Origin of the sequence: Catenovulum sediminis (genome assembly GCF_007289895.1) — a bacterium.
GTDB classification, from domain to species: Bacteria; Pseudomonadota; Gammaproteobacteria; order Enterobacterales; family Alteromonadaceae; genus Catenovulum; species Catenovulum sediminis.
The window spans coordinates 3,890,988-3,914,949 of sequence record NZ_CP041660.1; the positions used below are offsets into that span (position 1 = coordinate 3,890,988).

At 39.4% G+C, this 23,962-nt stretch carries 18 protein-coding genes; 1 reads left to right on the plus strand and 17 read right to left on the minus strand.

The window, feature by feature from the left end; genetic code table 11:
- Positions 1-46: 46 nt before the first annotated feature.
- Genes parE through nudF form a run of 5 tightly spaced genes read right to left on the minus strand, consistent with a single transcriptional unit; the run spans position 47 to position 4,377 of the window.
- Positions 47-1,945 (minus strand): DNA topoisomerase IV subunit B, encoded by a 1,899-nt coding sequence (gene parE, locus FNT16_RS16585; RefSeq protein ID WP_143872631.1) that lies wholly within the window; start codon positions 1,943-1,945, stop codon positions 47-49.
- Between the two features lies 1 nt (position 1,946).
- Entirely contained in the window at positions 1,947-2,543 is a 597-nt protein-coding gene (locus tag FNT16_RS16590) for a YqiA/YcfP family alpha/beta fold hydrolase (RefSeq protein WP_143872632.1), read from the minus strand.
- Position 2,544: 1 nt separating this feature from the next.
- Positions 2,545-3,300 (minus strand): metallophosphoesterase, encoded by a 756-nt coding sequence (locus tag FNT16_RS16595; RefSeq protein ID WP_143872633.1) that lies wholly within the window; start codon positions 3,298-3,300, stop codon positions 2,545-2,547.
- Positions 3,300-3,740, minus strand: a complete 441-nt coding sequence (locus FNT16_RS16600; protein ID WP_143872634.1) for a DUF1249 domain-containing protein — start codon at positions 3,738-3,740, stop codon at positions 3,300-3,302. The genes FNT16_RS16595 and FNT16_RS16600 overlap by 1 nt, the downstream gene beginning before the upstream one ends.
- The gene (gene nudF / locus FNT16_RS16605; RefSeq protein ID WP_143872635.1) at positions 3,727-4,377 is read right to left on the minus strand and encodes an ADP-ribose diphosphatase; all 651 of its coding nucleotides are present in this window, start codon (positions 4,375-4,377) and stop codon (positions 3,727-3,729) included. Before nudF ends, FNT16_RS16600 begins: the two co-directional genes overlap by 14 nt.
- A 155-nt stretch (positions 4,378-4,532) precedes the next feature.
- Between nudF and FNT16_RS16610 the strand changes: the two genes are divergently transcribed.
- A complete protein-coding gene (locus FNT16_RS16610) occupies positions 4,533-5,852 on the plus strand; it encodes a TolC family outer membrane protein (RefSeq protein ID WP_246072262.1) in 1,320 nt (439 codons plus the stop codon).
- Between the two features lie 83 nt (positions 5,853-5,935).
- Here FNT16_RS16610 and FNT16_RS16615 read toward each other — a convergent pair whose 3' ends face one another.
- The 12 genes from FNT16_RS16615 to FNT16_RS16670 all read right to left on the minus strand — a co-directional run bounded on the left by FNT16_RS16615 (position 5,936) and on the right by FNT16_RS16670 (position 23,934).
- A complete protein-coding gene (locus tag FNT16_RS16615; RefSeq protein WP_143872636.1) occupies positions 5,936-7,795 on the minus strand; it encodes a response regulator in 1,860 nt (619 codons plus the stop codon).
- Between the two features lie 38 nt (positions 7,796-7,833).
- Complete coding sequence (locus FNT16_RS16620; protein ID WP_143872637.1) at positions 7,834-8,784, minus strand: GGDEF domain-containing response regulator; 951 nt, start codon at positions 8,782-8,784, stop codon at positions 7,834-7,836.
- Positions 8,781-12,206 (minus strand): response regulator, encoded by a 3,426-nt coding sequence (locus tag FNT16_RS16625; protein ID WP_185976626.1) that lies wholly within the window; start codon positions 12,204-12,206, stop codon positions 8,781-8,783. Before FNT16_RS16625 ends, FNT16_RS16620 begins: the two co-directional genes overlap by 4 nt.
- A gap of 146 nt (positions 12,207-12,352) precedes the next feature.
- Positions 12,353-14,662 carry a TonB-dependent receptor gene (locus FNT16_RS16630; RefSeq protein ID WP_143872639.1) on the minus strand — a complete coding sequence of 770 codons (2,310 nt, stop codon included), beginning with the start codon at positions 14,660-14,662 and terminating at the stop codon, positions 12,353-12,355.
- A 149-nt stretch (positions 14,663-14,811) separates the two neighbouring features.
- Complete coding sequence (locus FNT16_RS16635; protein WP_143872640.1) at positions 14,812-17,016, minus strand: NAD(P)-binding protein; 2,205 nt, start codon at positions 17,014-17,016, stop codon at positions 14,812-14,814.
- A 12-nt stretch (positions 17,017-17,028) separates the two neighbouring features.
- Entirely contained in the window at positions 17,029-17,985 is a 957-nt protein-coding gene (locus FNT16_RS16640) for an acetoacetate decarboxylase (protein WP_143872641.1), read from the minus strand.
- Positions 17,986-17,998: 13 nt separating this feature from the next.
- Positions 17,999-18,991 (minus strand): lipocalin family protein, encoded by a 993-nt coding sequence (locus tag FNT16_RS16645; protein WP_185976627.1) that lies wholly within the window; start codon positions 18,989-18,991, stop codon positions 17,999-18,001.
- Between the two features lie 221 nt (positions 18,992-19,212).
- Entirely contained in the window at positions 19,213-20,085 is an 873-nt protein-coding gene (gene htpX, locus FNT16_RS16650; protein WP_143872643.1) for a protease HtpX, read from the minus strand.
- A gap of 80 nt (positions 20,086-20,165) precedes the next feature.
- On the minus strand, positions 20,166-20,687 hold the full coding sequence (locus tag FNT16_RS16655) for a chalcone isomerase family protein (protein WP_143872644.1): 522 nt from the start codon (positions 20,685-20,687) through the stop codon (positions 20,166-20,168).
- Between the two features lie 7 nt (positions 20,688-20,694).
- Positions 20,695-21,954, minus strand: coding sequence for an SAM-dependent methyltransferase (locus FNT16_RS16660; RefSeq protein WP_143872645.1), 1,260 nt, complete (start codon positions 21,952-21,954; stop codon positions 20,695-20,697).
- Position 21,955: 1 nt separating this feature from the next.
- Positions 21,956-22,687 (minus strand): DUF1365 domain-containing protein, encoded by a 732-nt coding sequence (locus FNT16_RS16665; RefSeq protein ID WP_143872646.1) that lies wholly within the window; start codon positions 22,685-22,687, stop codon positions 21,956-21,958.
- Positions 22,684-23,934: an NAD(P)/FAD-dependent oxidoreductase gene (locus FNT16_RS16670; RefSeq protein ID WP_143872647.1), complete on the minus strand. Its 1,251-nt coding sequence runs from the start codon at positions 23,932-23,934 to the stop codon at positions 22,684-22,686. Before FNT16_RS16670 ends, FNT16_RS16665 begins: the two co-directional genes overlap by 4 nt.
- Positions 23,935-23,962: the final 28 nt, after the last annotated feature.

Below are 23,962 nucleotides of genomic sequence, written 5' to 3' on the forward strand. Positions count from 1 at the left end.
TACACTTAGATACTAATCAGTTATTCAGTCATTCGTTATTAAGCAATTAGTTATTAAGCAATAATTCTGCCTGATCGCCTTTCTGCTCTAGCCACGCCTTTCGATCTGCACTGCGTTTTTTGGCCAGTAGCATATCCATCAGCTCATTAGTCACTTGAATATCATCAATCGTCAACTGAACCAAACGACGGGTATTCGGATCCATTGTTGTTTCACGTAGTTGTAAAGGGTTCATCTCGCCTAACCCTTTGAAGCGCTGTACATTAATTTTTCCACGCTTTTTCTCTGCTTCAATACGATCCAAAATGCCATTTTTTTCATCTTCATCCAGTGCATAATAAACCGATTTTCCAACATCGATTCGGTACAATGGCGGCATGGCAACATAAACATGACCTGTTTCAACAATATGTTTAAAGTGTTTAATAAACAAAGCACATAACAAAGTAGCGATGTGCAAACCATCGGAGTCGGCATCGGCTAAGATGCAAATTTTGTCGTAGCGCAAACCACTGCTATCTTCTGAATCTGGGTCAATACCAATTGCCACGGAAATATCATGAATTTCCTGTGAGGACAAAATCTGGCCAGAATCAACTTCCCAGGTGTTTAAAATTTTCCCTCGCAGTGGCATGATCGCCTGAAATTCTCTATCTCGCGCTTGTTTTGCCGAGCCTCCGGCTGAATCCCCTTCGACCAAAAACAATTCAGATCGTGACGGGTCCTGACTGGTACAATCTGTTAATTTACCCGGCAAAGCGGGCCCTGACGTGACTTTTTTACGAACCACTTTTTTCGCAGCGCGCATTCTTTTTTGTGCATTGGCAATAAAACTTTCAACCAATTGCTCGGCAACGTCAGTATGTTCATTTAACCATAAGCTAAAAGCATCTTTGACAACGCCTGATACAAAGGCTGAACATTGCCTTGAAGAAAGCCGCTCTTTAGTTTGTCCGGCAAATTGCGGATCCTGCATTTTAACTGACAAGATGTAACTACACCTGTCCCAAACATCTTCCGGTGTCAGTTTTACCCCTCTTGGAATTAAATTTCTAAACTCACAGAATTCGCGAACCGCATCCAATAAGCCCTGACGCAAACCGTTTACATGCGTGCCGCCTTGCGCCGTTGGGATCAAGTTTACATAACTCTCATAGGTCCCTTCGCCACCTTCGGTGAGCCAAGTTAACGCCCATTCTGCCCCTTCAGTTTTACTAGAAAACTCGCCGACAAATGGCTCTTTAGGTAAACTTTCATAACCACCAACGGCCTGCGATAAATAATCCCTTAAGCCATCTTGGTAACACCATTTATGGGTTTCGTTGTTGATTTTATCCTGAAACTCTATTTCTAAACCCGGGCATAACACGGCTTTTGCTTTGAGCACATGTATCAGTTTGCTGCTACTAAATTTTGCACTATCAAAAAATACAGGATCTGGCCAAAAGTGTACACTGGTTCCCGTATTACGCTTACCACAGGTCCCGATTTCATGTAAATCGGTCACCTTATCACCGTTTTCAAACGCAATTAAATACACGGTTGCATCGCGCCGTACCGTCACTTCGACACGGGTTGATAATGCATTCACAACCGAAACCCCAACCCCGTGTAAACCACCTGAAAACTGATAGTTTTTATTTGAAAATTTACCACCCGCGTGGAGTTTAGTTAAAATCAACTCGACCCCGGGGACGCCTTCTTCTGGGTGAATATCCACTGGCATCCCGCGACCATTATCGGAAACTTCCAAAGACTGATCAGGATGTAAAATCACTTTAATTTGACTTGCATGTCCTGCCATTGCTTCATCGACAGAGTTATCGATAACTTCCTGTCCTAAATGATTAGGTCTTTGAGTATCCGTATACATGCCGGGGCGTCGACGAACCGGCTCTAAGCCACTGAGGACTTCAATTGCATCTGCATTATATTGTTGTGACATATTATTTTGTATTCCGATGCTGTTTTAATAAATATTGAATAATAGCTGGCAAATATTCAGCATAATGAACAAAAGCGTGATTACCACCTTTTATCACTTCCAGCTGATTGTTTGCAAATTTTTGTGCGGCTTCTTTATAATCCAGTGTTTCGTCTTCGGTTTCTAATAAAACCCAAAGTTTTAATAAATCAGTATTTTTAACTTCGAACTTTTTCAACGCTTGATTGAAGTCTGGCGTTACCTCAAACAATTCACCGGTATAAGGGTTAGTATGCTCACCTAAATAGTCAGCTAACAAGCGATACGGATAGGCGGCCGGATTAATCAGCACCGCCGATTTTTGTGTTTGCTCAGCACACCAGGTTGCTAAATAGCCGCCCAGTGAACTGCCAATAAACCCCAACAAACAATCATCATATTGTTTGATAAGTGATTGAAGACAAGCTTCTATTTGTTGCGGATAACTGGGTATTTGCGGACAAACCACTCTGATATCTGGATAGTGCTGACCAATAAAACCAACAGTTTGCTGGGCTTTCTGCGATTGTGGTGAACTTAAAAAACCGTGCAAATAAATGATCGTGCTTTTTTGCTGCATATCAGATTAGCCTTAACCAATGGTTTTTTGCATCTATATGACCATCTGGATGCAAGGTGAGTTCGTTATACCCAGCGACAACTGTCGGTGCTTTTTCTGCCGTATGACAAAACTGTACTGAACTTGCAGGGCAAGCAAACCAAGGCTTGCCATAAAAATCTCCCTGCCGATTGTCGTGTACATGACCATGTATAATACCTTTAACTTGCTGATTATGCTTTATCCAGTGCATAAAGCCGTCGCTATTTTTAAGTGGGTACTTATCGATGAAACTACCATATTTCACAATATGATGGTGCAGTGCAACTAACAAATGCTGCGAACTTTTGTTGTCTAATTCTGTCAGCATTTTTGATAATTGCGCTTCACTAATGGATCCGCTTCCGCCCGCATTTTCTGCATGGCTGCAAAACAAGAGTACACGCCAGTTAGTGATATCAAAATAAGACTGCTGTTGGAAGCCTGCTAACGTCTTTACTTTGTTAAGGTGGTTTAAATCATCATGGTTGCCCGCAATTAAAAACAAAGGGATTTGCCAATGGTGTTTGCTCAGCAAATCGACAAAATTCTGATATGCAGGCCAGCACTCATCTTGCACAAGGTCTCCGGTAAATATAACGGCAGATACTTCATTTTGCCGCTGACTGACCTCTTTTAATATCTGTTGTAGCTGCCGATATGGATTTGCGCCATAGAAGGTTTCCGATTTATCTACCCGCAAATGGCAGTCTGTAATTTGAATAATCCGAGCTGTCATTACCCAAATACCTGATTAGGTAAAGCTAATCCATTTTCATGGCAGTACTTTAACCAATCATTTAAAAACAAATTAACTTGCATTTTTTCATCTGGCTGGTGCATGTGAGGGTTCGGGTACATATAGCTGGGTTGAATGCGTGTCATATTTTGACTGGCGATCACCTCGGCCATTTTCACATCATGATATACACGAATCATTACTTTGGGTTGCATCATATCCGGTAAACTGGTGGATAGCTGACGCATTTCAATTACATTGGTAAACTTGCTACATTCAATAACCTGAATTTGGAATACAGCTTGAGGGCCAGTTTCAAACTGATTGATCCGATTAAATTCCCAGCCACGCACTAAGCCTGCCAACAAAATAAAATTATGTTCGCACAAGGTGTTCAGCGCAGCGATGTCAGGAACATACTTTTTGCTAAATCGTTTCATTTTGAGCAGCCCACGTCTGTTCAATCATCTTATGATGTAGTTTAAACCATTGCAGCGCGATGAGCGCAGATGCATTCTCTATTTTACCCGCATCCAACCAGTGCATCACCTGCTTACGGCAAAAGCGGTGAACACGAATATCTTCATGCTCATAGTCTAAACCACAAATGTCAGCCGCTTTTGTCGCATCAACTTTTGCCAAATAAAGATAGATACGTTCACTGGTTCCACCGCAACTGGATAAATAACTTTGCATGGGGACCAACTCATCTATCAACAAGCCAGTCTCTTCTTGTGTTTCGCGGTGCGCAACTGATTCAATTGTTTGCCCCTCATCAACCATGCCACCCACTAACTCAAAGGCCCAGGGATGCTCTGCATTTTCTATACAGCCAATACGTATTTGTTCAATCATAATAATTTCATCAGCGACTGGATCGTAGGGTAAGACAACGACCGCGTCTCCACGTTCAAATAACTCGCGTTGAACAACCTCAGACCAGCCCCCCGCAAACAGCCTATGCTGAAATGAAACTAAAGACACCTTAAAAAATCGTGAAAACAAGGATTCTTTAGCGACAACTTTTACATCTTTTTTATCGAAACTATATGGAAAATCTTGGGTCTGTTTAGTCATAAATTATATTAGCTATGTTAAACTTATCGCCATTATTATACTAAATGCTTAGCTCAAAGTGGAAATTGCTCAATCTGGCATTGTGCCACGATTCAAAACGATAAGCTAACGAACAAGAATTCAAATTAACTTACCACAATACAGGGAAATTTTTTATGCGAATGCACATGCCATTTATTGGTATATTGATTGCTGGTTCAATTTTAATGCCTGCAACGGCTGGCGAAAGTCTGTACGATATTTACCAACAAGCAAAACAGCAAGATCCTAAAATAAGACAAGCACAAGCGAATTATCAAGCAACACTACAAAATAACCCTTTGGCTAAATCAAGAATATTGCCTCAATTAAACGGTAACCTAAGCCATACTGTAGACGACAGCCAATCGATCACTCGCCAGTCTGCCAGTATCAGCTTAAGCCAATCAATATACCAGCATGAAAACTGGCTTAATCTTTCAACAGCCGAAAAGCAAGTTAAACAAAGCGAAATGAGGTTAACTTTAAGTGAGTACGACTTAATTGTAAGGGTTGTAAACGCATACTTAAACGTATTGCAGGCACAAGACACATTGAGTTTTGTACAGGCTGAAAAAAGTGCAATTGAAAGACAGCTAGAAAAGACAAAACAACAACTAAAAGTGGGTATTTCGGCAATTACAAATTTGCATGAAGCTCAGGCACAGTTTGACGCATCCGTTGCACAAGAAATATCCGCCATGAATGATATTGAACTAGCCAAAGAGGCGTTAAGAGAAATTACCGGTCAATATCACAGTGAAATCAAAACCTTTGATACCGAATCCTTTACACCGCCTGAGTTAAACCCTAATAACATCAACGACTGGTTAAAAATAGCGACAGCTCGTAACCCTAGCCTGCTAGAACAAAAAATTGCGGTTGCTATCGCCAAACAGCAAATTGATATCGCATCAGCTGGACATTTACCCAATGCAAACTTTAGCGCAAATTATGGTTGGGTGGACAATGAGTTCGAACAAGCTGACCAAACAACCGGTAATATTAATACGATAAATAGCAGAAATGACGGTTTATCTTGGACCATCAGTGTCAACGTACCTATTTATTCTGGTGGGAATACCAGCGCCCAGACCAAACAAGCAAGACAACAGTATGTTGCAGTGAGTCAGGCATTGGAGTTGACACATCGTGGGATCATTAAAGCCGTGCGCAGTGGTTATAATGACGTAAAAACAACCTTAGCCAGAATAAACGCACTGCAACAATCTGTTGTTTCCGCAGAGAGTGCACTTAATGCGACACAGGCTGGCTTTAACGTAGGTACCAGAACGATTGTTGATGTACTTAACAGCACCAAAGTTGTTTTTGATGCTAAAAGAAATTTAGCTAGCGCCAGATATGACTATATTAAAGCGATTATAAACTTGAAAAGTGCGTCCGGTAATTTAACGGAAAACGATGTTGTGGCAATAAACAATCTAACTAAAGATTAATCAATAACCTTCAAAAACGGGTGTCGGTATCGAATTTTTCGAATGCTCGGTTACCCGTTTTAATATAACCTAGGCGACAAGCACTAATTCGACATAACTTTAGTCTTTTCAGTTAGATCAAGTAACTTATCGAGTTTGGCCTGAATATCTAGCCAATTTCGGCCTGTTCGTACCGCGACTTCTAAATCGGCTGCCGCTGCGCCTATATCCGCATAGGCAAAAGTTGACGCTGCACCTTTCAATTTATGAGCTACGCGAACTAACTGACGTATGCTTTGTTTCTTTTTCGCTTCTGATAATTCTAATTGCATATCGTTTAATTCAGTTAAAAAGGTATTTTTTAATTCACTTTCAACTGATTTGTCCAGTTCTAATGAAAGGTCCGCCATTTGCCTATCGTTTGTGCCACCTAAGTATTTCAAAAGTGCGTCCAATAACACGTGCCTTTCTACCGGCTTAGCGACAAAATCATCGAACCCTGCTTTTAAAAAACTTTCAATTTCGTCTTTAATTACATGCGCTGACAGAGCCAAAATAGGCATCTCCTGATAGCCTAATTGACGGATCATAGCAAGCGTTTCTAAACCATCCATAACAGGCATTTGCACATCAAGAAAAATTAAATCAAAGTGACTTGCAATTAATTCTTCTATTGCCAGCTCTCCGTTCTCAACAGCTACGACATCAATACCTACATGGCTTAAAACCATTTGTATCAATTGCCTTATCGCTAGATTATCTTCTGCAACCAACACTCTTCCTGATAGTTTCTGGCATGAGAGTTTTTGTTTAATTGTATGCTTTGCGCTAGGAACAGAATATATCAATGCATTATTTTCAAGTTCAGTCAGATTTAATACGACCGAGAATAAAGTGCCATATTCAAGCTGGCTGGATAATTGAATTTCGCCGCCCATTTTTTCAATTAGATACTGGCTGATATTCAAGCCTAATCCAGTGCCATTTAAATTATCGAATTTATCCCCACTGTGTATCTGCAAAAAGGGGGCAAACAACTTTTCTTGTTCCTCTTTTGCAATACCAATACCCGAGTCTTCAACCGTAATTCGCAGTTGAAAAGCTTCGGTATCAAATGCACAACTTAATTTAACAAACCCCGTGTTTGTAAATTTGAATGCATTGGATAACAAATTGACAAAAATCTGTCTGAATCTCACTGAATCTACCCAAATATATTCGGGTAACGGAAAAATGAAATCAGTCTTAAATTCTACATCAGCTGATTTAGGCATACCCGATGCCAAATTAATTAAATCATTTAATAATTCAAATAACTGACACTTTTCTGGCATTAACTCCAACTGATCCGCTTCTATTTTAGAAAAGTCTAAAATATCATTAATTAAACTTAATAAATGCCGACCATTGCTGTCGATATGATTTACCGCTATCTCGAAATCATTGGTTGCTACCTCACCATTTTTTAGGGCTTCTGCGTACCCTAATACAGATGTTAATGGTGTACGAATTTCATGGCTCATGTTCGCGACAAAGCGACTCTTTGCTGCATTGGCTTTTTTTAGCTGGTCTGTCAATGCACTGAGATTTCTCTTTTGCTTTTGCAGGGCTATATGGGTTTTGATTCGAGCTTTTAAAATAGCCGTGTTAAATGGCTTAAACACATAGTCACATGCACCTAACATTAAGCCTTGTTCTTCTTTCTCGGTTGACTGTGCGCCGGTTAAAATGATGACAGGGATTTCTTTGGTAGCAGTGTTTTCTTTTAGACGCGTTAATACCTCAAAGCCATCCATTTCAGGCATTAAAATATCCAATAAAATTAAATCAGGTTGATACTTTTCAGCTTTTTCTAACGCTTGCACACCATTTTTTGCCAGAATAGCAACATAATCACGCTTTAATAATGCGCTTAGGGTTTTTAAGTTGAGTTTTTCATCATCAACGATAAGAATGGATTCCATATCACTCTCACTTAAAGTAACTCCCACTAACTAGATATTTAATTAGCATTGAGTAAAACGAGCTTTGAATCTTGCTTATAGTTTTGACTATAAAGTTGATTTCGTCCATTATCTTTTGCTAAATATAAAGATTGATCCGCAAAGTTCAACGCATTTAACATATCAGTCATATTCTCCGGGATGCAGGTGTAACTACCAATACTGACTGTAACACAAGCTTCACATTGAGAATTTTCATGCGGTATGTCTAATTCGCGCACCGCATTTAAGCAGTTGTGCAGTGAAACTTCAGCCCCTCTAACATCGGTTTCAGGTAGAACAATGACAAATTCCTCTCCGCCTAAACGCCCAACAAAATCTCTTGGACGGACAAGTTGGCTTTGCAAAGCCAATGCAACGCTACGTAGAGCCTTATCACCTACCAAGTGACCGTATGTGTCGTTATAAGATTTAAAATAGTCTATATCGACAACTGCTAACGTAAACTCAGTGCGATTACGGTATGCATACTGCCACTCTTTATGCAAAACTTCGTCAAACTGACGCCTGTTCGCTATCGTGGTCAAGGCATCTATATGCGCAAGTTGATCTAACAATTTTTTATGTGCGACACTTTGCAAATGTGTGTTCACGCGCGCTTGCACTACACCACCATGAAAGGGCTTAGCAATAAAGTCCACCGCACCTAATCGCAGGCCTTTTTCTTCCATCTCAAAACAGTTATTGGCGGTGATAAAAATAATCGGAATGTCGTGCGTTTCACGATTATTTTTCAATGTATCGATGACAGCAAAACCATCCATATCTGGCATCACTATATCTAAAATAATCAAGTCAGGTTTTAGCTCTGTACTTTTTTCGATTGCTTGCGCACCATTTTTTGCCAGTAATACGACAGCCATCCCTTCAACTAATTCTTTTAGAATTCGGCGATTGGTTTTGTCATCATCGACAATTAATATACTCAAGCCTTTATTGTTTTGATTCATGATGATTCAGTAACCAGCCTAAAGTATTGGTTGTTATCCTTTATTAATTCAAGCGCTTGATCGTATTCTATTTCATCAATCGCCGTTATGATTCTTTCGATTACTTCACCCTTTTCGACATGGTACTGCAACTGTTTTAAGATTGGAATGTAATCTTCTGCTTTAGCGTTAGATTGCGCTAAGTACTCTGTTAGTTCAACAAACATTTTGTCTACATCTTTTTGCTTAAACCGACCAATTTCAAAATTTTGTTTGAAATGCTTATCAACAAAAGGAACTAACTCATCCAACAAGCTTTTAAGCTTATTTTTAACCGACTCTAATAATTGCCTGCGAGGCTGCTTAGTTTCAATTGCTTCCTCTAGTTTCTTCGCCAATTCCGCAAGTTCATATGCACCTATATAGGCTGCATTTGACTTTAACGAATGCGCTTTTAGATACAGTTGCTCTGAATCATTATTTATATCCAGAAGTGTCAGCTTATCTGCCGTTTTAATATTTTCTTCAACAAATGTTTTAACGACATCCAGATACAAAGACTCTCGGCCTTGCATTTTCACAAGCGCATCAGCAACATCTAATAAAGTTAAAGATTGCAAGACCCCCATTTCACTGTTGGTATAACGTGTGGCATCGTTCGTTTTTACTTTATTTTTATCAATCCACTTAATCACAATACGATAGAGCTCTTCTGGATCTATCGGTTTAGTGAGGTGGTCGTTCATCCCAGCATCAAGACTTTTTTGTGCATCTCCTGCCATCGCGTGAGCCGTCATCGCAATAATAGGTAAACTTTTAAACTTGTCGATGCTGCGAATTTCTTTAGTTGCAGTTAGACCGTCCATTTCAGGCATCTGTATATCCATCAATACCAGATCATATTTATTATGCATAATTTTATCGATAGCCTGCACGCCATTCTCGGCTATCTCTATGCGTATCCCTGTGTCTTTCAAAAAACCAACCGCGACCTGGCGGTTTAATTTGTTGTCTTCGACCAACAATAAATTCACATCAGACAAATCAACCAGCTTATCCGTATGTCGGAATTCATCTTGCTCATTCAGTTCATCCAATTTATCCAGTTTTAGACAATATGACAGAGCATCAAATAATGTCGACTGGTTAACCGGCTTTTCGATAAATCCATCTATGCCCACTTCCTGGCTCAGTGATTTAGCTTCATCTTTATCATATGACGAAATCATTAATATGGCGGGGACTTTTGTCAATCCCAAATCTTGTTTGATGAGCTTGGATGCTTGGATACCGTCCATTTCCGGCATTCTCCAGTCCATAACAATTAAATCAAATGGTTGCTCACTTGCAATACTTGTTTGCACCGCATCAATCGCTTTAATACCATTTTCCGCCTCAACGACATCAGCGCCATGATTAGCAAACATATCCTGCAAAACTTTTCGTGAAACTAAATTATCATCCACCAACAAAACCCGGATATTTCGCCCTTCTATTTTTAAGACTTTATCAACTAGGTTATCTGCTTTGGCGTTAAATGAAATTATAAAGTGAAATGCCGAGCCTAAACCTTGTTTGCTGCTTGCCCAAATTTCACCGCCCATCAGGGTGACCAACTCTTTGGTAATGGATAAACCAAGACCTGTTCCGCCATACTTTCGCGTAATTGAATCATCACCTTGCGAAAATGAATTAAATAAGTTTTGCTGCTGCTCTACCGTCATGCCTATCCCTGTATCCACGACAGAAAAATGCAGTTCGTACTTCATATCATCCAATAATTTTGAGCTTATGCGAATACTGACATGCCCTTGTTCTGTAAATTTAACCGCATTAGAGATAAGATTAACTAAGACTTGCTGAACCCTGAGAGGATCACCTTCAATAAATTTAGGGACATCCGGTTTTACATCCAGAATAATCTCGATACCTTTATCGTGGGCCTTTAACGAACAAACATTAACAGCCCGATCAACGACTTTTTCTAAATTAAAATAAACCTTCTCAATGTTTAACTTGCCCGCTTCAATTTTAGAATAATCCAGCACATCATTAATGATACCAAGCAAAACATCTGCTGAACTTGATATTTTTTGTAAATAATCTCGCTGTTCAAAGTTAAGATTGGTTTTAAGCGCCAACTGACTTAAGCCAATAACCGCGTTCATAGGTGTACGAATTTCGTGGCTCATTTGTGCTAAGAAGCGGCTTTTAGATTCGTTCGCTTGTACGAGCTGATCGCTCGTTTGCTGAAGCTCAATTGTACGCTCAGCAATTTTTTCTTCTAGGTTATTGTTTAACTGTATATTTTCTTCATTGAGCAAACGCACACGATCAGCTACGGCAAAGGCCAGTAGCAAGGCGTCAACCGCACCGCCAATATAGCCGATCAAATAGAGGTTTAATGTTGCACTGTCTATCGCACCTACATTCACTAAGTTATTTACTATATTCGGAGAAAATAACGCTAAGTAAGCAAAAACAAAGTATTTCGCTGGTCGATAACCGCCTTTCCACGAAACAATACCGGCGAATAGACCGAGTAGTAGATTGATTGTTGAACTAAGCGTTGTCACTATCAGTCCAGTCCCGGGGTGCATCAATGCAAATGGAATACAGAGTAGACTGATAAATGCAGCGATATAGCAAAGCTTTGCCAACCGTGGCCGCAGATGATTCAGTTTTAGAAAATTAACGACAAATAAATTACTGAAAATACCGGCAATCAGAAATCCGAGCCAATGTAATATTGGATTTTGCAGATCAAATAATACTTCTGGTACATGCAATATATGTAACCAGCTCCAAATCAAAAAGAACACATAAAGTGAATAATATAAATTGGTTTTTTCTTTGGAGCCGAAATAGACAAATAAGTTGTAGATGGCCAAACTGATACAGATACCCGTCACTAATAAGATTATGACGGTTTCCATCATCAATTTTTTTTCTAACACCGCTTTGGGCTGAACGACCATTTTGAGTGGTGCGTAAAAATAGCTACTATCAAACAGTGCAATTACAACATAATCCTTGCCAGGTTGGAGTTTGATATCATGTGCATAATGAAAATCGTAATCGCCGGAATATTTATGCCCTAAATTAAACGAATGCTGACCATCAGAACTGTAAATTCGAAATTCGGCTTGGCTAAATGCACTGCGATAAACATACAGAATCCATTCATCCACATTGCTTAAATTAATAAAGTGTTGCACCAACCAAAACCGGTCGCCCATTAACTCGGGCTCACCATGTGGCTTTTTATCTTCAAGCCAAGTATCTATTTGCTCGAGCGAAGGCGGAAAAAGGGTGTCAGTTGCTATGTATTTTTTGCTACTTTGAAATAAATTTTGCTGATAATTTGTGTTATCAAGAAAAACTACTTCTTCGGCTGCATTTAAGTTAAAAATAGATAAAAATACGCCAAAAAAAATAAACACGCGTCTGATCAGGTTAACGTGGGCAAGCGTATATTTTGAGAAGGTGGTAAGCCGCATAAATATCATAAACTTGAGTCGTATAGACAGCATCTTATACTAAAATAACAATAAGTGCTGTCGAAAATTGAGCTTGCTTTCTGTTAACCTCATATTTTATAGGTTAAGTTTAAACCAACTCTCCTACCATCAGCCCTAAAGTCCTCTAGCATACCTAAAAAATTAACCAGATCGAATTTTAGATGGCTATATTCAACATTTGTCAAATTTCGTCCCCACAATGATAAGTCTAGGTGTTGATTGAAAGAATACGTTACCGCGCCATTCCAAACAGTGAAACTTTGCTGGCTAGCATACGGGTTTTGATTTTGATCAAAATAAAATTCTGATTGATGCTCAACATTCAAATTGAATTTAAGCGCCCCAACCTCGTAAACCGATTGCGCATTAATATTCCAGCGAGAAGCCAATGGTAATCGCCGTTTTGACTCGATATCGGTTGTTTCGTCAGAAAAAGTGCCTTCTGCTTTAGGTAAATAGCCAATCCCAGCTCTAAATGTTAAGCCTTCCAGCGGACGTGTGAACACATCAATGTCGATACCGTAAATTTCTGAACGCCCCACATTATCCAAAACCTGAATGGGTGGTGCCCCCTCCACTTTGGACTCTCGATTTTGAAAAACCTGTTGATTACGATAATCATAATAAAAGAGCGCCCCCTGCACGAAAGTGTGCCAAGTTTGCCAACTCAATTTAGTGCCAACTTCATGCGCTAACAACTCTTCCGCCCCATATTCTGACGACTCGGCTTCTTCTTTACTGGCTAACAAACCCGCGTTATAGCCACCACTTTTATAACCACTTGCGAGGCGGTAGTAAAAGATATCTTGTTGCGCTGTGGTATATTTAAGAGATAGGTTGCCACTTAAATGCGTATCTGCAACTTCTCCGTTTAAGTTCCAATTACCACATTTAGCTGAAAAGTAATCATCGCCGTATGTTGCACCACTGTTTTCACAACCAATGCTCGCTAAAACCTGCTCATCGTTTAGTGCATTATCCAATACTGTGTCGACATCTGAGACGGTATGATATTGAGTTTTTTCATCTGTATATCTTGCCCCTGCGGCTAGACTCCATTTTTGCGTTAATTGATAATCGACTTCACTAAAATAAGAATAAGCATTAGTTTCAAGCTGATTGTCGTATAAAAACAGTGTCGTGAATGCGTTGGGAACCAGCCCTGTTCCTCTTAAGTCTCTGAAAATATCGTTAAAATTATCTTGTTCTATTTTTTCGCTAAGATAAAAAACGCCATTGGTCCACTTGTATTGATCTGTGTCTAATAGCAGACGCAACTCTTGACTCAAAGTATCGGTATCGACACCTAAAGCACCATTACAAAAATCAGATGGGCTGGCGTCACAGTTAAATGCACTATATCGCTGTAAACTGTTATAGCCAGTTAATGAAACGAGTTGTAGGTTGTTTGTAATATCCCAATTAAAGTGAATACTAGCGCCTTTACCATCTGTTTCGTGCGGGCTGTGATTATCCACATTAATTTTATGGAAATCATTGCTCCCTGTGTTAAAACCAAAAGCATCAAAACAGTTTGTGCTACCCAAAGTTGATACATTACAGTTTTCACCCATCACACCAAGGTTTGCCGGCGGTTTGACAATCCCCTTCCAATCTTCAGCATGTAGCTTAACCAGCAAATCCCAATTTTGCTGCTCTGTTTTAAACATTAAGCGATAGTTATTTTGCATCAAACCTGCTTGCGGGCTGGTTGGGTGCTGGTTTTCACTGGTGTATTGATAATCAATATGACTGGCTGCCAATCTAAACGCAGAGTTTTCAGAAACAGGCAGATTATACGCACCTTCTAGCTTTTGATATTGGTCTGTGCCCGCGCCGAGCGTAATATAACCTTCTTGTTTTGCAGTCGGTGTTTGGGAATACAGTAAAATAGCGCCACCTGTTGTATTGCGTCCAAATAAGGTGCCTTGAGGCCCCTTAAGCACTTCAGCTTGTTTCATATCAAACAAGTTAACAATTTGATTATTGACAGACCCGCCGACAATATCATCAACATAAACAGCAACCGGCGCGGTATTTGCTGTATTGTAATCAAGTAATGATACACCGCGAATGCTGATGGCGGGCGGCGTTCCTTCAGCTGCGTTCTGCGTTATTTTAACATTGGGTGACAAAGTACTCAGATCGGTTGAGTCTTTAAGGTTAAAGTTGTTTATATCGTCTGCTGTATAAATACTGATGCTGTTAGCTACGTATTTTAACTCTTTAGGTTGCCTTTCCGAATGAACTTTTATAATTTCGATGTCTGCACTGTCCATTTTGTCTTGGGTTTCGTCTAATCCTTCAGCAGAAACGACACTATGATACATAACGCCTGATATCAAAGTACTTAATGTCAGAAAACCCTGTTTTCTCATGCTACAACCTTATTTTCATTATTATTGATGCGTCTTCCATTGTTTATTAGATCCCATTGTTCAGCAATTGATATAATCGATATATTCATTGCCCGCTCTGAAACGAATCAGAAGCTACAGCTATATTGTAGCTTCCGATGTCAAATTTTCTATCCTTTTGGTAAAAAACCTGTTTCTCCATCTATTTTTGCCGGATTTCCACAAATCGCACGGGATGTTTGCATCCCCGCCATTGTCGCAGCCTCCACACAACCAGCATTAACCCCCGTGCTCAGCCAGTCGCCCGTTAAATACAAATTATCAAATATCGTTTCATCGGTTTTTAAACGATATGCACTACTTCCTTTCACTGAAAGTACATAACGCTCGGATGGATCAACATTACAACGCCAATACTGTGAATCAAAGCGTTTTTCACCTATTTGATTTTTCGGATCAGTGAGTATATCCCAATTAAACTCACCGGGTTGCGCTACGTCAGGCCATAGGTTAAAGATATCGTTTTTGAGTTGATTGATAGCATTTTGTTTAACTTTTTCTTTGCATTTTTTAGGAAAGTCATGCTCCGTTTTAGGCGGGTATTCTGCTTGCGGGTAAGCATTACAAAAATAGCTGGCATTTTTAGGGTTAATACCCGTTGGCCAGTCTTCACGACACAATAGCTGATCCATGGCAGCCCAAGTATCAAAAGGTTCAACAAACCCACTTAAAACAGGTTTTTGGCCATTTTCTGGTAGATACGTCCAGCCCATTTCACTTTCTGTTTTATCTATCCAAAGTTGATATGCTTGCGTTGCCACCGTGCCAATTTTATCAACCATCCTCTTTAACTTACTATCCTGTGCCAGCAATTGAGGGCATAAATGTGGTATCGAACCAACAGAAATGCCAAATATCACAAGATCAAAATCAATGCCTTTTTTAAGAGACTTTTTTGGCAGCGGTTTGTTGAAGTGTTGCTGATATATCTCGGGCCAGTCTGTCCAAAAAGATTCCAGATTTATATTGTGCTTTTTCAATAATTTAGCTTGTTCAGCATCAATTTCAGAATATTTGGGTTGTGAAGGCCAACAGGGTAAATCTTTTACCATCACCAGCGGATCATATTCGTGGCTTTCATCAGCCAATGCAACTTGCTGAGTTATCCGAATCTCGTCAATGCTGTCATTTTTGGGAATCAGCTCGTCAACTTGATGAAAAAACTCAAATTTCACCCCACGACGTTTCAGCAACTGATATATTGGAGAAAATAAGGTATCTCCCATACCGGCCTGCATCTCCCACATAAAACCGCCACGATAACAAACGGCCATACGTAACATTGCCAAGACGGACACACCTGCTTCAATATTAGGATTGTTAAAGTCGCCTTCAGGATAAGCAAAGGCTAAATCGTAAAACCCTCGAACGACCGCAGAATTGACTGTGAATTCAACATTTGCGCCTTGTAGAGTCAACCACTCTCGATAATCCCATTGATTTAAATAGGCAAAGCCACGGCTATGCACTTTATCCTGCAATAAACCGATAAATATAGTTAAGCCTAAATCAGCACAGATAAACAAACGACGAACTTCATCATGCGTATTGAGTAGATCTTCAAATTCATGTTTTAACCAAGCTCGCAATACCTTTAGCAAATACTGAATGATACTTTCGTGTTTTTCTGCATTAGAAACCATCACTTGATGATTTTCTGGCAAGATTTTTTCAATAAACTCTAGAGACAACAAAATATCCTGGGAAAACTTGTCTTGTATTGCGTGCGCATCCATCTCAACATGCTCTGCAAGCTTTTGATACCAAGCCGTGTTTGCAACCCCTTGTTGTACATGGTTATCTAAAGTCGAACTGACATGGCCTTTCATCGCCTTTAATTCGCGAATAAAATCTTTTAGATAAAAGTAAGCAGCTTTAAGAAATTCCCATACCGTCAGATCGAGCGTGCTGTTTGCTGGATTACCGGGTATATAAGGAAATTCGTTTGGCCATGTTTTCCATTGTTTATCGATATATTCTTGCAAAACAACAAAGTTTTGCGGTTTAAATGCCTCTTGCCAGGTTGCTAGCGGCATCTCTTTCGGTCTGGCCAAGTCATCATAAACTTTTTCTATGGTTTTAAACGAGTTTACGTATGCGCCAAACCAAATATGTAATCCGTGTTCCTCTACGCGTTGGCCATACTCTGCATTACGCCCGCTTGCGCCTTTGCCACCAATACGCCAACCAAGTTGATAAACTGTAATATCAAATTTTTCTTGCCAATTAGGCGATTCTGTTAAATAACATAATGATGTCATTGCTGAGACACCACCACCTAAAACCGCTATCTTTTGTTTTTCTGTCGAATTCATGTTAACGCTTCCTTAATTATTTTTTGCGATCTCAATGGCCGCATCCTGACTAAAATCAAACAGTACATTAAAAGGTAAAAGTGGTTTTTGTGGCTGCAATGAAATACCAAACATTTGATCGAGTGGAAAGGAAGCCAAATGTTGAATACTAAACTGATAATCATGGGTGTAAATGGTTGCACTATGCACTTTATCAACTTTTGAAGGTGAGTGAATCAGCGCCTGATACAAAGCTTTTTCTGCTTTTCCGTCTGGATATTGTTTAAATAATAATTGGTCAATTTGTGGTGATATCAGTTGCGACAGTGATTGTTTGACTGCATTCCAATCAAAATCTAAAACACTTTCTGTCGATGATTGCAGCAGGGTTATCGCTTCTTTAAGAATTTCACCAAAGCCTGCCACTTTACGACTTTCACCTTTTTTTGTTAATGCCAGCTCTAGTATTGTATGTGGTGCTATTGTGGCATCCGGTGCGAACGCTTTAAAAGCGTCAATAGTCAGTGAAAATTTTTCAGGCACCTCACCAATCGCCGGCATTTCATAGGTATTGGAGAAATACTTATTAAATCCCCAGATGAGCGTACCATTGAGCAACGCATACAAGTTATTGACAACAATATAAGCAGGATAAAAGTAAACATGGTCCACTTTGTTGTTAACCATTTTAGCGATAGGAATCCAGATAATAATATCGGTTTCTTGACTCCATCCCTGATTGCTAAATGCTGGATTTGTGCTGAACATTTTTTCGATATCGGTAAAACTCAGCATTAAATAAGAGGATAGCGCTTTAAACCTCACCCCTTCCATCTCAACTTTGTTAATCGTTGAATCAACATATGCCTGTATTTTGCTGATTTCACCTTTGACAAAAAAGCCATACATATTGGCATTGATCATTTTACAAGGTGGCTGAGAAACGACGTTGCTTAAATAGTGCTGATATTCAGGTAAATTATTATTCATTATTATTTAATTCCTATAACCAATGTTTTCTGGGATAACCCACTAATTCAACATAGGCACTGCCTTGGTGATTGCCTTCAACCTTACAGGCACCTTCCCAGTATTTAATCAATAACCAATCTTCGTCTAATTCTTGATCCGCGACTAACGGGGTGACCACTAAATCATAGTCGCCCGTATTAATATGCCATTTTGCAGGATAGCGACGTCCACTGTTTGGACTGGTCCACCAATCCAAAATCTCTATATGAAAATCTGACGCGCCTAATGCAATTGTTTCTCCAGCCGCATTCGTAATTGATCCCATGTGCTCTGATTGCCAGTGGTAGGCAAACAACATTATTTGTACGTTGCCTTCCAGTTGTATCGCAAACCATTGCCAGCCGACCAACATCGAAGCTTGTACCAACTCTCCGTATTGACGATCAAACCATAAATCACCACTGACAGTTTGTTTAACGCCCTTATGGCTTAGAGTTCCAACAGCTGCCATCATTTCGCGAGAATAATAATAGGTGTAACCACCAAATTGATACTCGTGCTTTTCTCCACTGTAATGTAAAACAGGTTGTTTAATTTGTTCAGCTTGCAATTCAAACTTAAAGTCATCGACAGTAATAACCAGTGTATCGTTGCCATTTCCTCCAATAGCCGAGCAGTTATTTAAAATATCATGCAAAGCAAAACCATTTTCTATATTTTTCGGCCGGCCCGGTATGTAAGTAACTTTACTATAAAATTTATCTGCATCGATATCGGTCACAGCAGCATTTAACATTTGCACCGTTGTTAAATCACTGGGGATTTTTTCACCATATATTTTATGGGCAAACAGCTCAAAAATATGCAATGCAGCAGCATCCACAGCAAAAAAACAAAGTTCAATGCCGTAACGTTTGCCATTGTTAGTTGTCAGTTGTCCCGTCCAATACCACCATTGAATCAACTGGTTGTCCAAAAATGCATCGTCGGCAGGTAATGATATTTTGTGCTTGTTAGTTTTCATTGTAATCCTTTTGATATTCATTATTTTTTCAAACGCATTGTTCAGGCTATATGGGAACAACTCAATTCATCCATAAAGACAACCCAACTGAGTTATCTTAATCGGCTGGGTGAAAAACTACAATAAAGGATATATTACAAAACTAAGCGAAATAAAAAAGCCGCATTCAAGCGGCTTTAATGAGGGGTTTATTTTACTTTGAAAGTGAATTGTTAATGCATTTATCCTGCATTTTTTAATGCTTGAATTCTGTCATCTAATGGCGGATGACTGGCCAATAATGCCATCATTTTAGATTTATTATTGATACCAAAAGCCATCATTGAGCCTTCCAATTTCGACTCTTGGCTGTACTTTAACTTTTCAAGTGCCGAAATCATTGATGTTTTACCTGCCAAATAAGCACCGCCTGCATCCGCTCTATATTCACGTTTACGTGAGAACCAAGCAACAACCATACTGGCTAAAACACCAAACAATAATTCTAGAATAAATACCGTCACAAAATATGCAATGCCTCCCATTCCACCTTCGTTATTATTACCACGTGTCGCGTTAGCAATAAATCCTGCAACGACACGCGCTAAAAATATCACAAAAGTATTTACCACACCCTGAATTAAAGTGAGTGTCACCATATCGCCATTGGCGACATGACTTACTTCATGGCCTAATACCGCTTCGGCTTCAGCTTTACTCATATTGTTTAATAACCCAGTACTGACCGCAACCAAAGCTTGGTTTTTATTGGCCCCTGTAGCAAACGCGTTCATTTCAGGTGAATCAAATATTGCAACTTCAGGCATACCAATATTCGCTTGTTTAGCTTGACGCCTAACTGTTTCTACTAGCCATTGCTCGGTTGCATTTCGCGGTGATTCGATAACAACCGCCCCCGTTGCGCGTTTCGCCATCCATTTAGACATGAGTAGACTTATAAATGCGCCACCAAATCCAAATACGGCAGCAAACACCAATAAACCGCCCATTCCCTGTGAGTTAATGCCAAAGATAGAAAATATTATGCTTAACGCGATGCTAAGTGTCAGCATGACAGCCAAGTTTGTAACTAAAAAAAGAATGATGCGTTTCATATTTTCTCCGGTTAAATTGATCGCACACAGCGACATAATATGTCCATCAAAAATAAAATCAATCTCTTTTACTCACTTTTTTATTTGCTTTTATGACCGAGTAATTGATCCCTGACATCTGGATATTCCGCTTCTTCTCCCAGCCAGATCATTAAAAAATCCTGACCAAAGTTTTGCGCGCTTATTGAACCAATTAATTGGTTGTTATAAAAGAAATAACTGCTAGCTTGCGCATCAATAAGTAACGTGAGTTCATCCCCCGCACTAATGTCTGGCCAGATATAAACGAGCTGATCCAACCATTTTTGGTGACTATCTGTGTACAGTTCCATTCTTTTCCACTGCTGCAGGGTTTCTTTTATCAATTCGTTTTTAGAAAAGTCTCTAAGATATCTGAGTCGAAGTGCTTGCTGGCTGTTTGTTTGATAATACCAAGCATCATAGACCTGCCAGAACAATACCTTAAGTTGAGCACGCCCTGTTGGTTGTACAAATTGCCAAAATTTTTCTGGATGAGTATCAGTTGTTAAGGTTTTGGCGTTTTCTTCGGCTTGGCCTATACTCAAGCAAAATATCGACAGGAAAATTAGCAAAAGCTTCATACGATATTCAACGGCTTAGGCTTGAAGCGGAAACAGAGCGGTTTTGCGGTTTGGCCAACACCACTTGCACAGTTGAAATCGCGCGCTCTCTAAAAGCACCTTCACAATAACAGAAATAAAATTCCCACATTTTTTGAAATTCTTTTGAATAACCGAGTTTCTTTACCTGCTCGATATTATTAAAAAATCTAACTCGCCAATCATTCAAAGTTTGCGCGTAATGCAAACCTATGTCTTCTAGGTTTCTCATCACCATATCTGTTGAGTGACTGACTTGTTTAGCCAACTCTTCGATTGAAGGTAAACAGCCCCCTGGAAAGATATATTTTTGAATAAAATCGACGTGCGACAAATAATAACGATACCTTTGATCCGCAATAGTAATGGCTTGAATTAACATTTGCCCATTTTTTTTCAGCAAACTTGAGCATTGTTCAAAATAAGTTGGGTAATATTGATGGCCCACAGCTTCGATCATTTCAATAGATACGATACGGTCATATAAACCAGTAAGCTCACGATAATCCTTTTTCAAAACAGTAATTTTGTTTTCTAATCCAGCTTTTTTAACTGCCTCTAATGCATAGCGATATTGCGCGTCAGAAATAGTTGTGGTGGTCACTTTACAGTTTGTGTATTGAGCCGCATAAATAGCAAAGCCACCCCATCCCGTGCCAATTTCTAACAAATGATGTGAGTCATCTAATTGCAACTTATCGCAAATATGTTTGAGCTTCAACTGAGAGGCCTGCTCTAACGAAGTGTTTTCGTTTGGATATATGGCACTGGAATACATCATGCTGGGATCTAAAAATAACTGATAAAAATCGTTACCCAAATCATAATGCGCAGAAATGTTGCGTTTTGCATTACTTTTATTATTACGATTTAGCCAATGCGCTAATTTTCTTACCGGCATCAAAACATTGGTGTAGCCAGATTCTATTTGGTCTAGTGTATTTTCATTTGACACAAACAGACGAACTAAAGCTGTCAAGTCATCAACAGTCCACATACCCGCCATGTAAGCTTCAGCAGCCCCAATACTACCATCTAACATAATAAGTTGATAAAAACGACTTTGCTCAATTGTCAATTCTACTTTTAGATCACTATTGGCCATACCAAACTGGTAAATATTGCCGTTTTCTTTAAGTATTAAACAACCATGCTCTAGTTTTTCCAGTTTGTTCAATACTAAGTTTCGGGCAATCTTAGTGAACGGACTTTCTGCGAGCATTGAGCCTGCGGTGTGCGTATCTGACATCTTATTCTCCAGTTTTTTTATGCTCTACATAACCATAAAATGGGGTGCCTTTAAGCCACAATTTTAGTGCTTGCCAATAAATAGCGGTTAACATAGTTACGCTCATACATGGGAACCTGATCAACATACGCGTGTAGTTTTTTTGATTCAGCTCTTCTTTAACGAGCTGAATACCCGCTTCGAAAAATTTACGACCTTGTTTATAACTCGCGATTTTCAGTTGTAATTCTTCATCCATATCAGAAAACATCCATTGATATTTAGAATCAATTTGATTGAATGGTGAAACATGAAAGTGTTTATCACATTGGAAGTGACTTTGCTTAGGCACCCAGTAATACGCTCTCTCATTCCAAGGTGTATTACTCACTTCCGCTAAAATCGAGCTGAGCTGTCCTGCGCTATACAAATAATAAAAATTAACTGGGCTAAAATAGAGGCCTAAAAACCTCAGTTGTCCTAACAAGATGACTTTGTCTATTTTATCTTTGGCGCCCAGTTGTTTAGCCTTGTCAATAACAGAGTACTTTAATGATAATTGCCCAGCACAATAGTCTTTGCGCTTAAATCTGCCCCAACTAAACCCAGCATTTGAGAATCCAACTAATTTTCTTGTCAGTAAATCGACTTCATCCAAATCGATCGCTAACATACTGATGGGATAGGTAAATTTATGTTGAGTCGGTGATAACCGACTATGAAATGTCTGCCCGCGATAAATGCAACTTCTCATAGTGGTTCTGCTCCCAACATTTGACTAACGTCTAAAGCACTTCTTACACCATCTTCGTGAAAACCGTTAAACCAATATGCACCACAAAAATAACTATGCTTGAAGCCGTTTATTAATGCTCTTTTTTGCTGAGCTTTTAAACTCTTTTCACTGTAGACCGGATGGGCATAATCATACTCACCAATTATTTTTTCCTGCTGTATGAGCTCACACTGATTCAGAGTCACACAAAATGTCGTATCAGACTGTAAACGTTGCAGGATATTCATATTATAGGTCAAGGTGGCAAAGTCGGGCTGTTTATCATCCAAATAATAATTCCATGCCGCCCAAGCAGCTTTTCGTTTAGGTAAAAGAGTTGTATCCGTGTGCAATATAACGCGGTTTTTTTTGTACGGTATATCCGATAAAACAGACACTTCTTCTGCCGTCGGATTGGCTAAAAGTGACAGGACTTGATCAGAGTGACAAGCAAAAATCACCTTATCATAATGCTCTAACTGGCCATTGACCATCACTTGTACGCCGCTTGCTGTTCTAATGACACGACTCACTTCAGACTTTAGTTTTACACTATTTTTGATTAACGGATATAACGCATCGATGTAACGAGCAGAGCCACCTTTAATCACTTTCCACTGCGGCCTATCTTGGACGTTTAGTAAACCGTGATTTTCAAAAAAACGCATAAAAAATCTAAGCGGGAAGTCTTTCATTGCGGGCAAGCCAGAAGACCAAATTGCAGCGCCCATCGCTAAAATATAATGGGTCGCAAAATAGTCAGAAAATCCATTGTTCTTTAAAAAATGACCGAGTGTGTCGTCCAGTTGAGAACTATTTTGAGATAACAGGCGTTTACCTAACTTATTGAATCGGAGAATTTCTCCAATAAAACGATAAAAGCTAGGCTTAAACAAGTTTCGTCTTTGTGCAAATAAGCTATTTAGATTATTGCCATTATATTCCAATCCAGACTGTTTATTGGTGACGCTAAAACTCATCTCTGTATCTTGAAATTCGACACCTAAGGTGTTTATAAATTTATTAAAGCTTGGATATGTCCAATCATTGAAAACAATAAACCCAGTATCGATTGCGAGCCGTTGTCCATTATGCTCAATCTCTTTTGTCGCAGTATGCCCGCCTAAAACGTTATTTTTTTCAAACAAAGTAACGTCATGCAAGTTACACAAACGCCAAGTTGCGATTAAGCCTGAAATCCCCGATCCTATTACCGCTATTTTCATATCATGCTCTAGTTAGATTAATTATGTT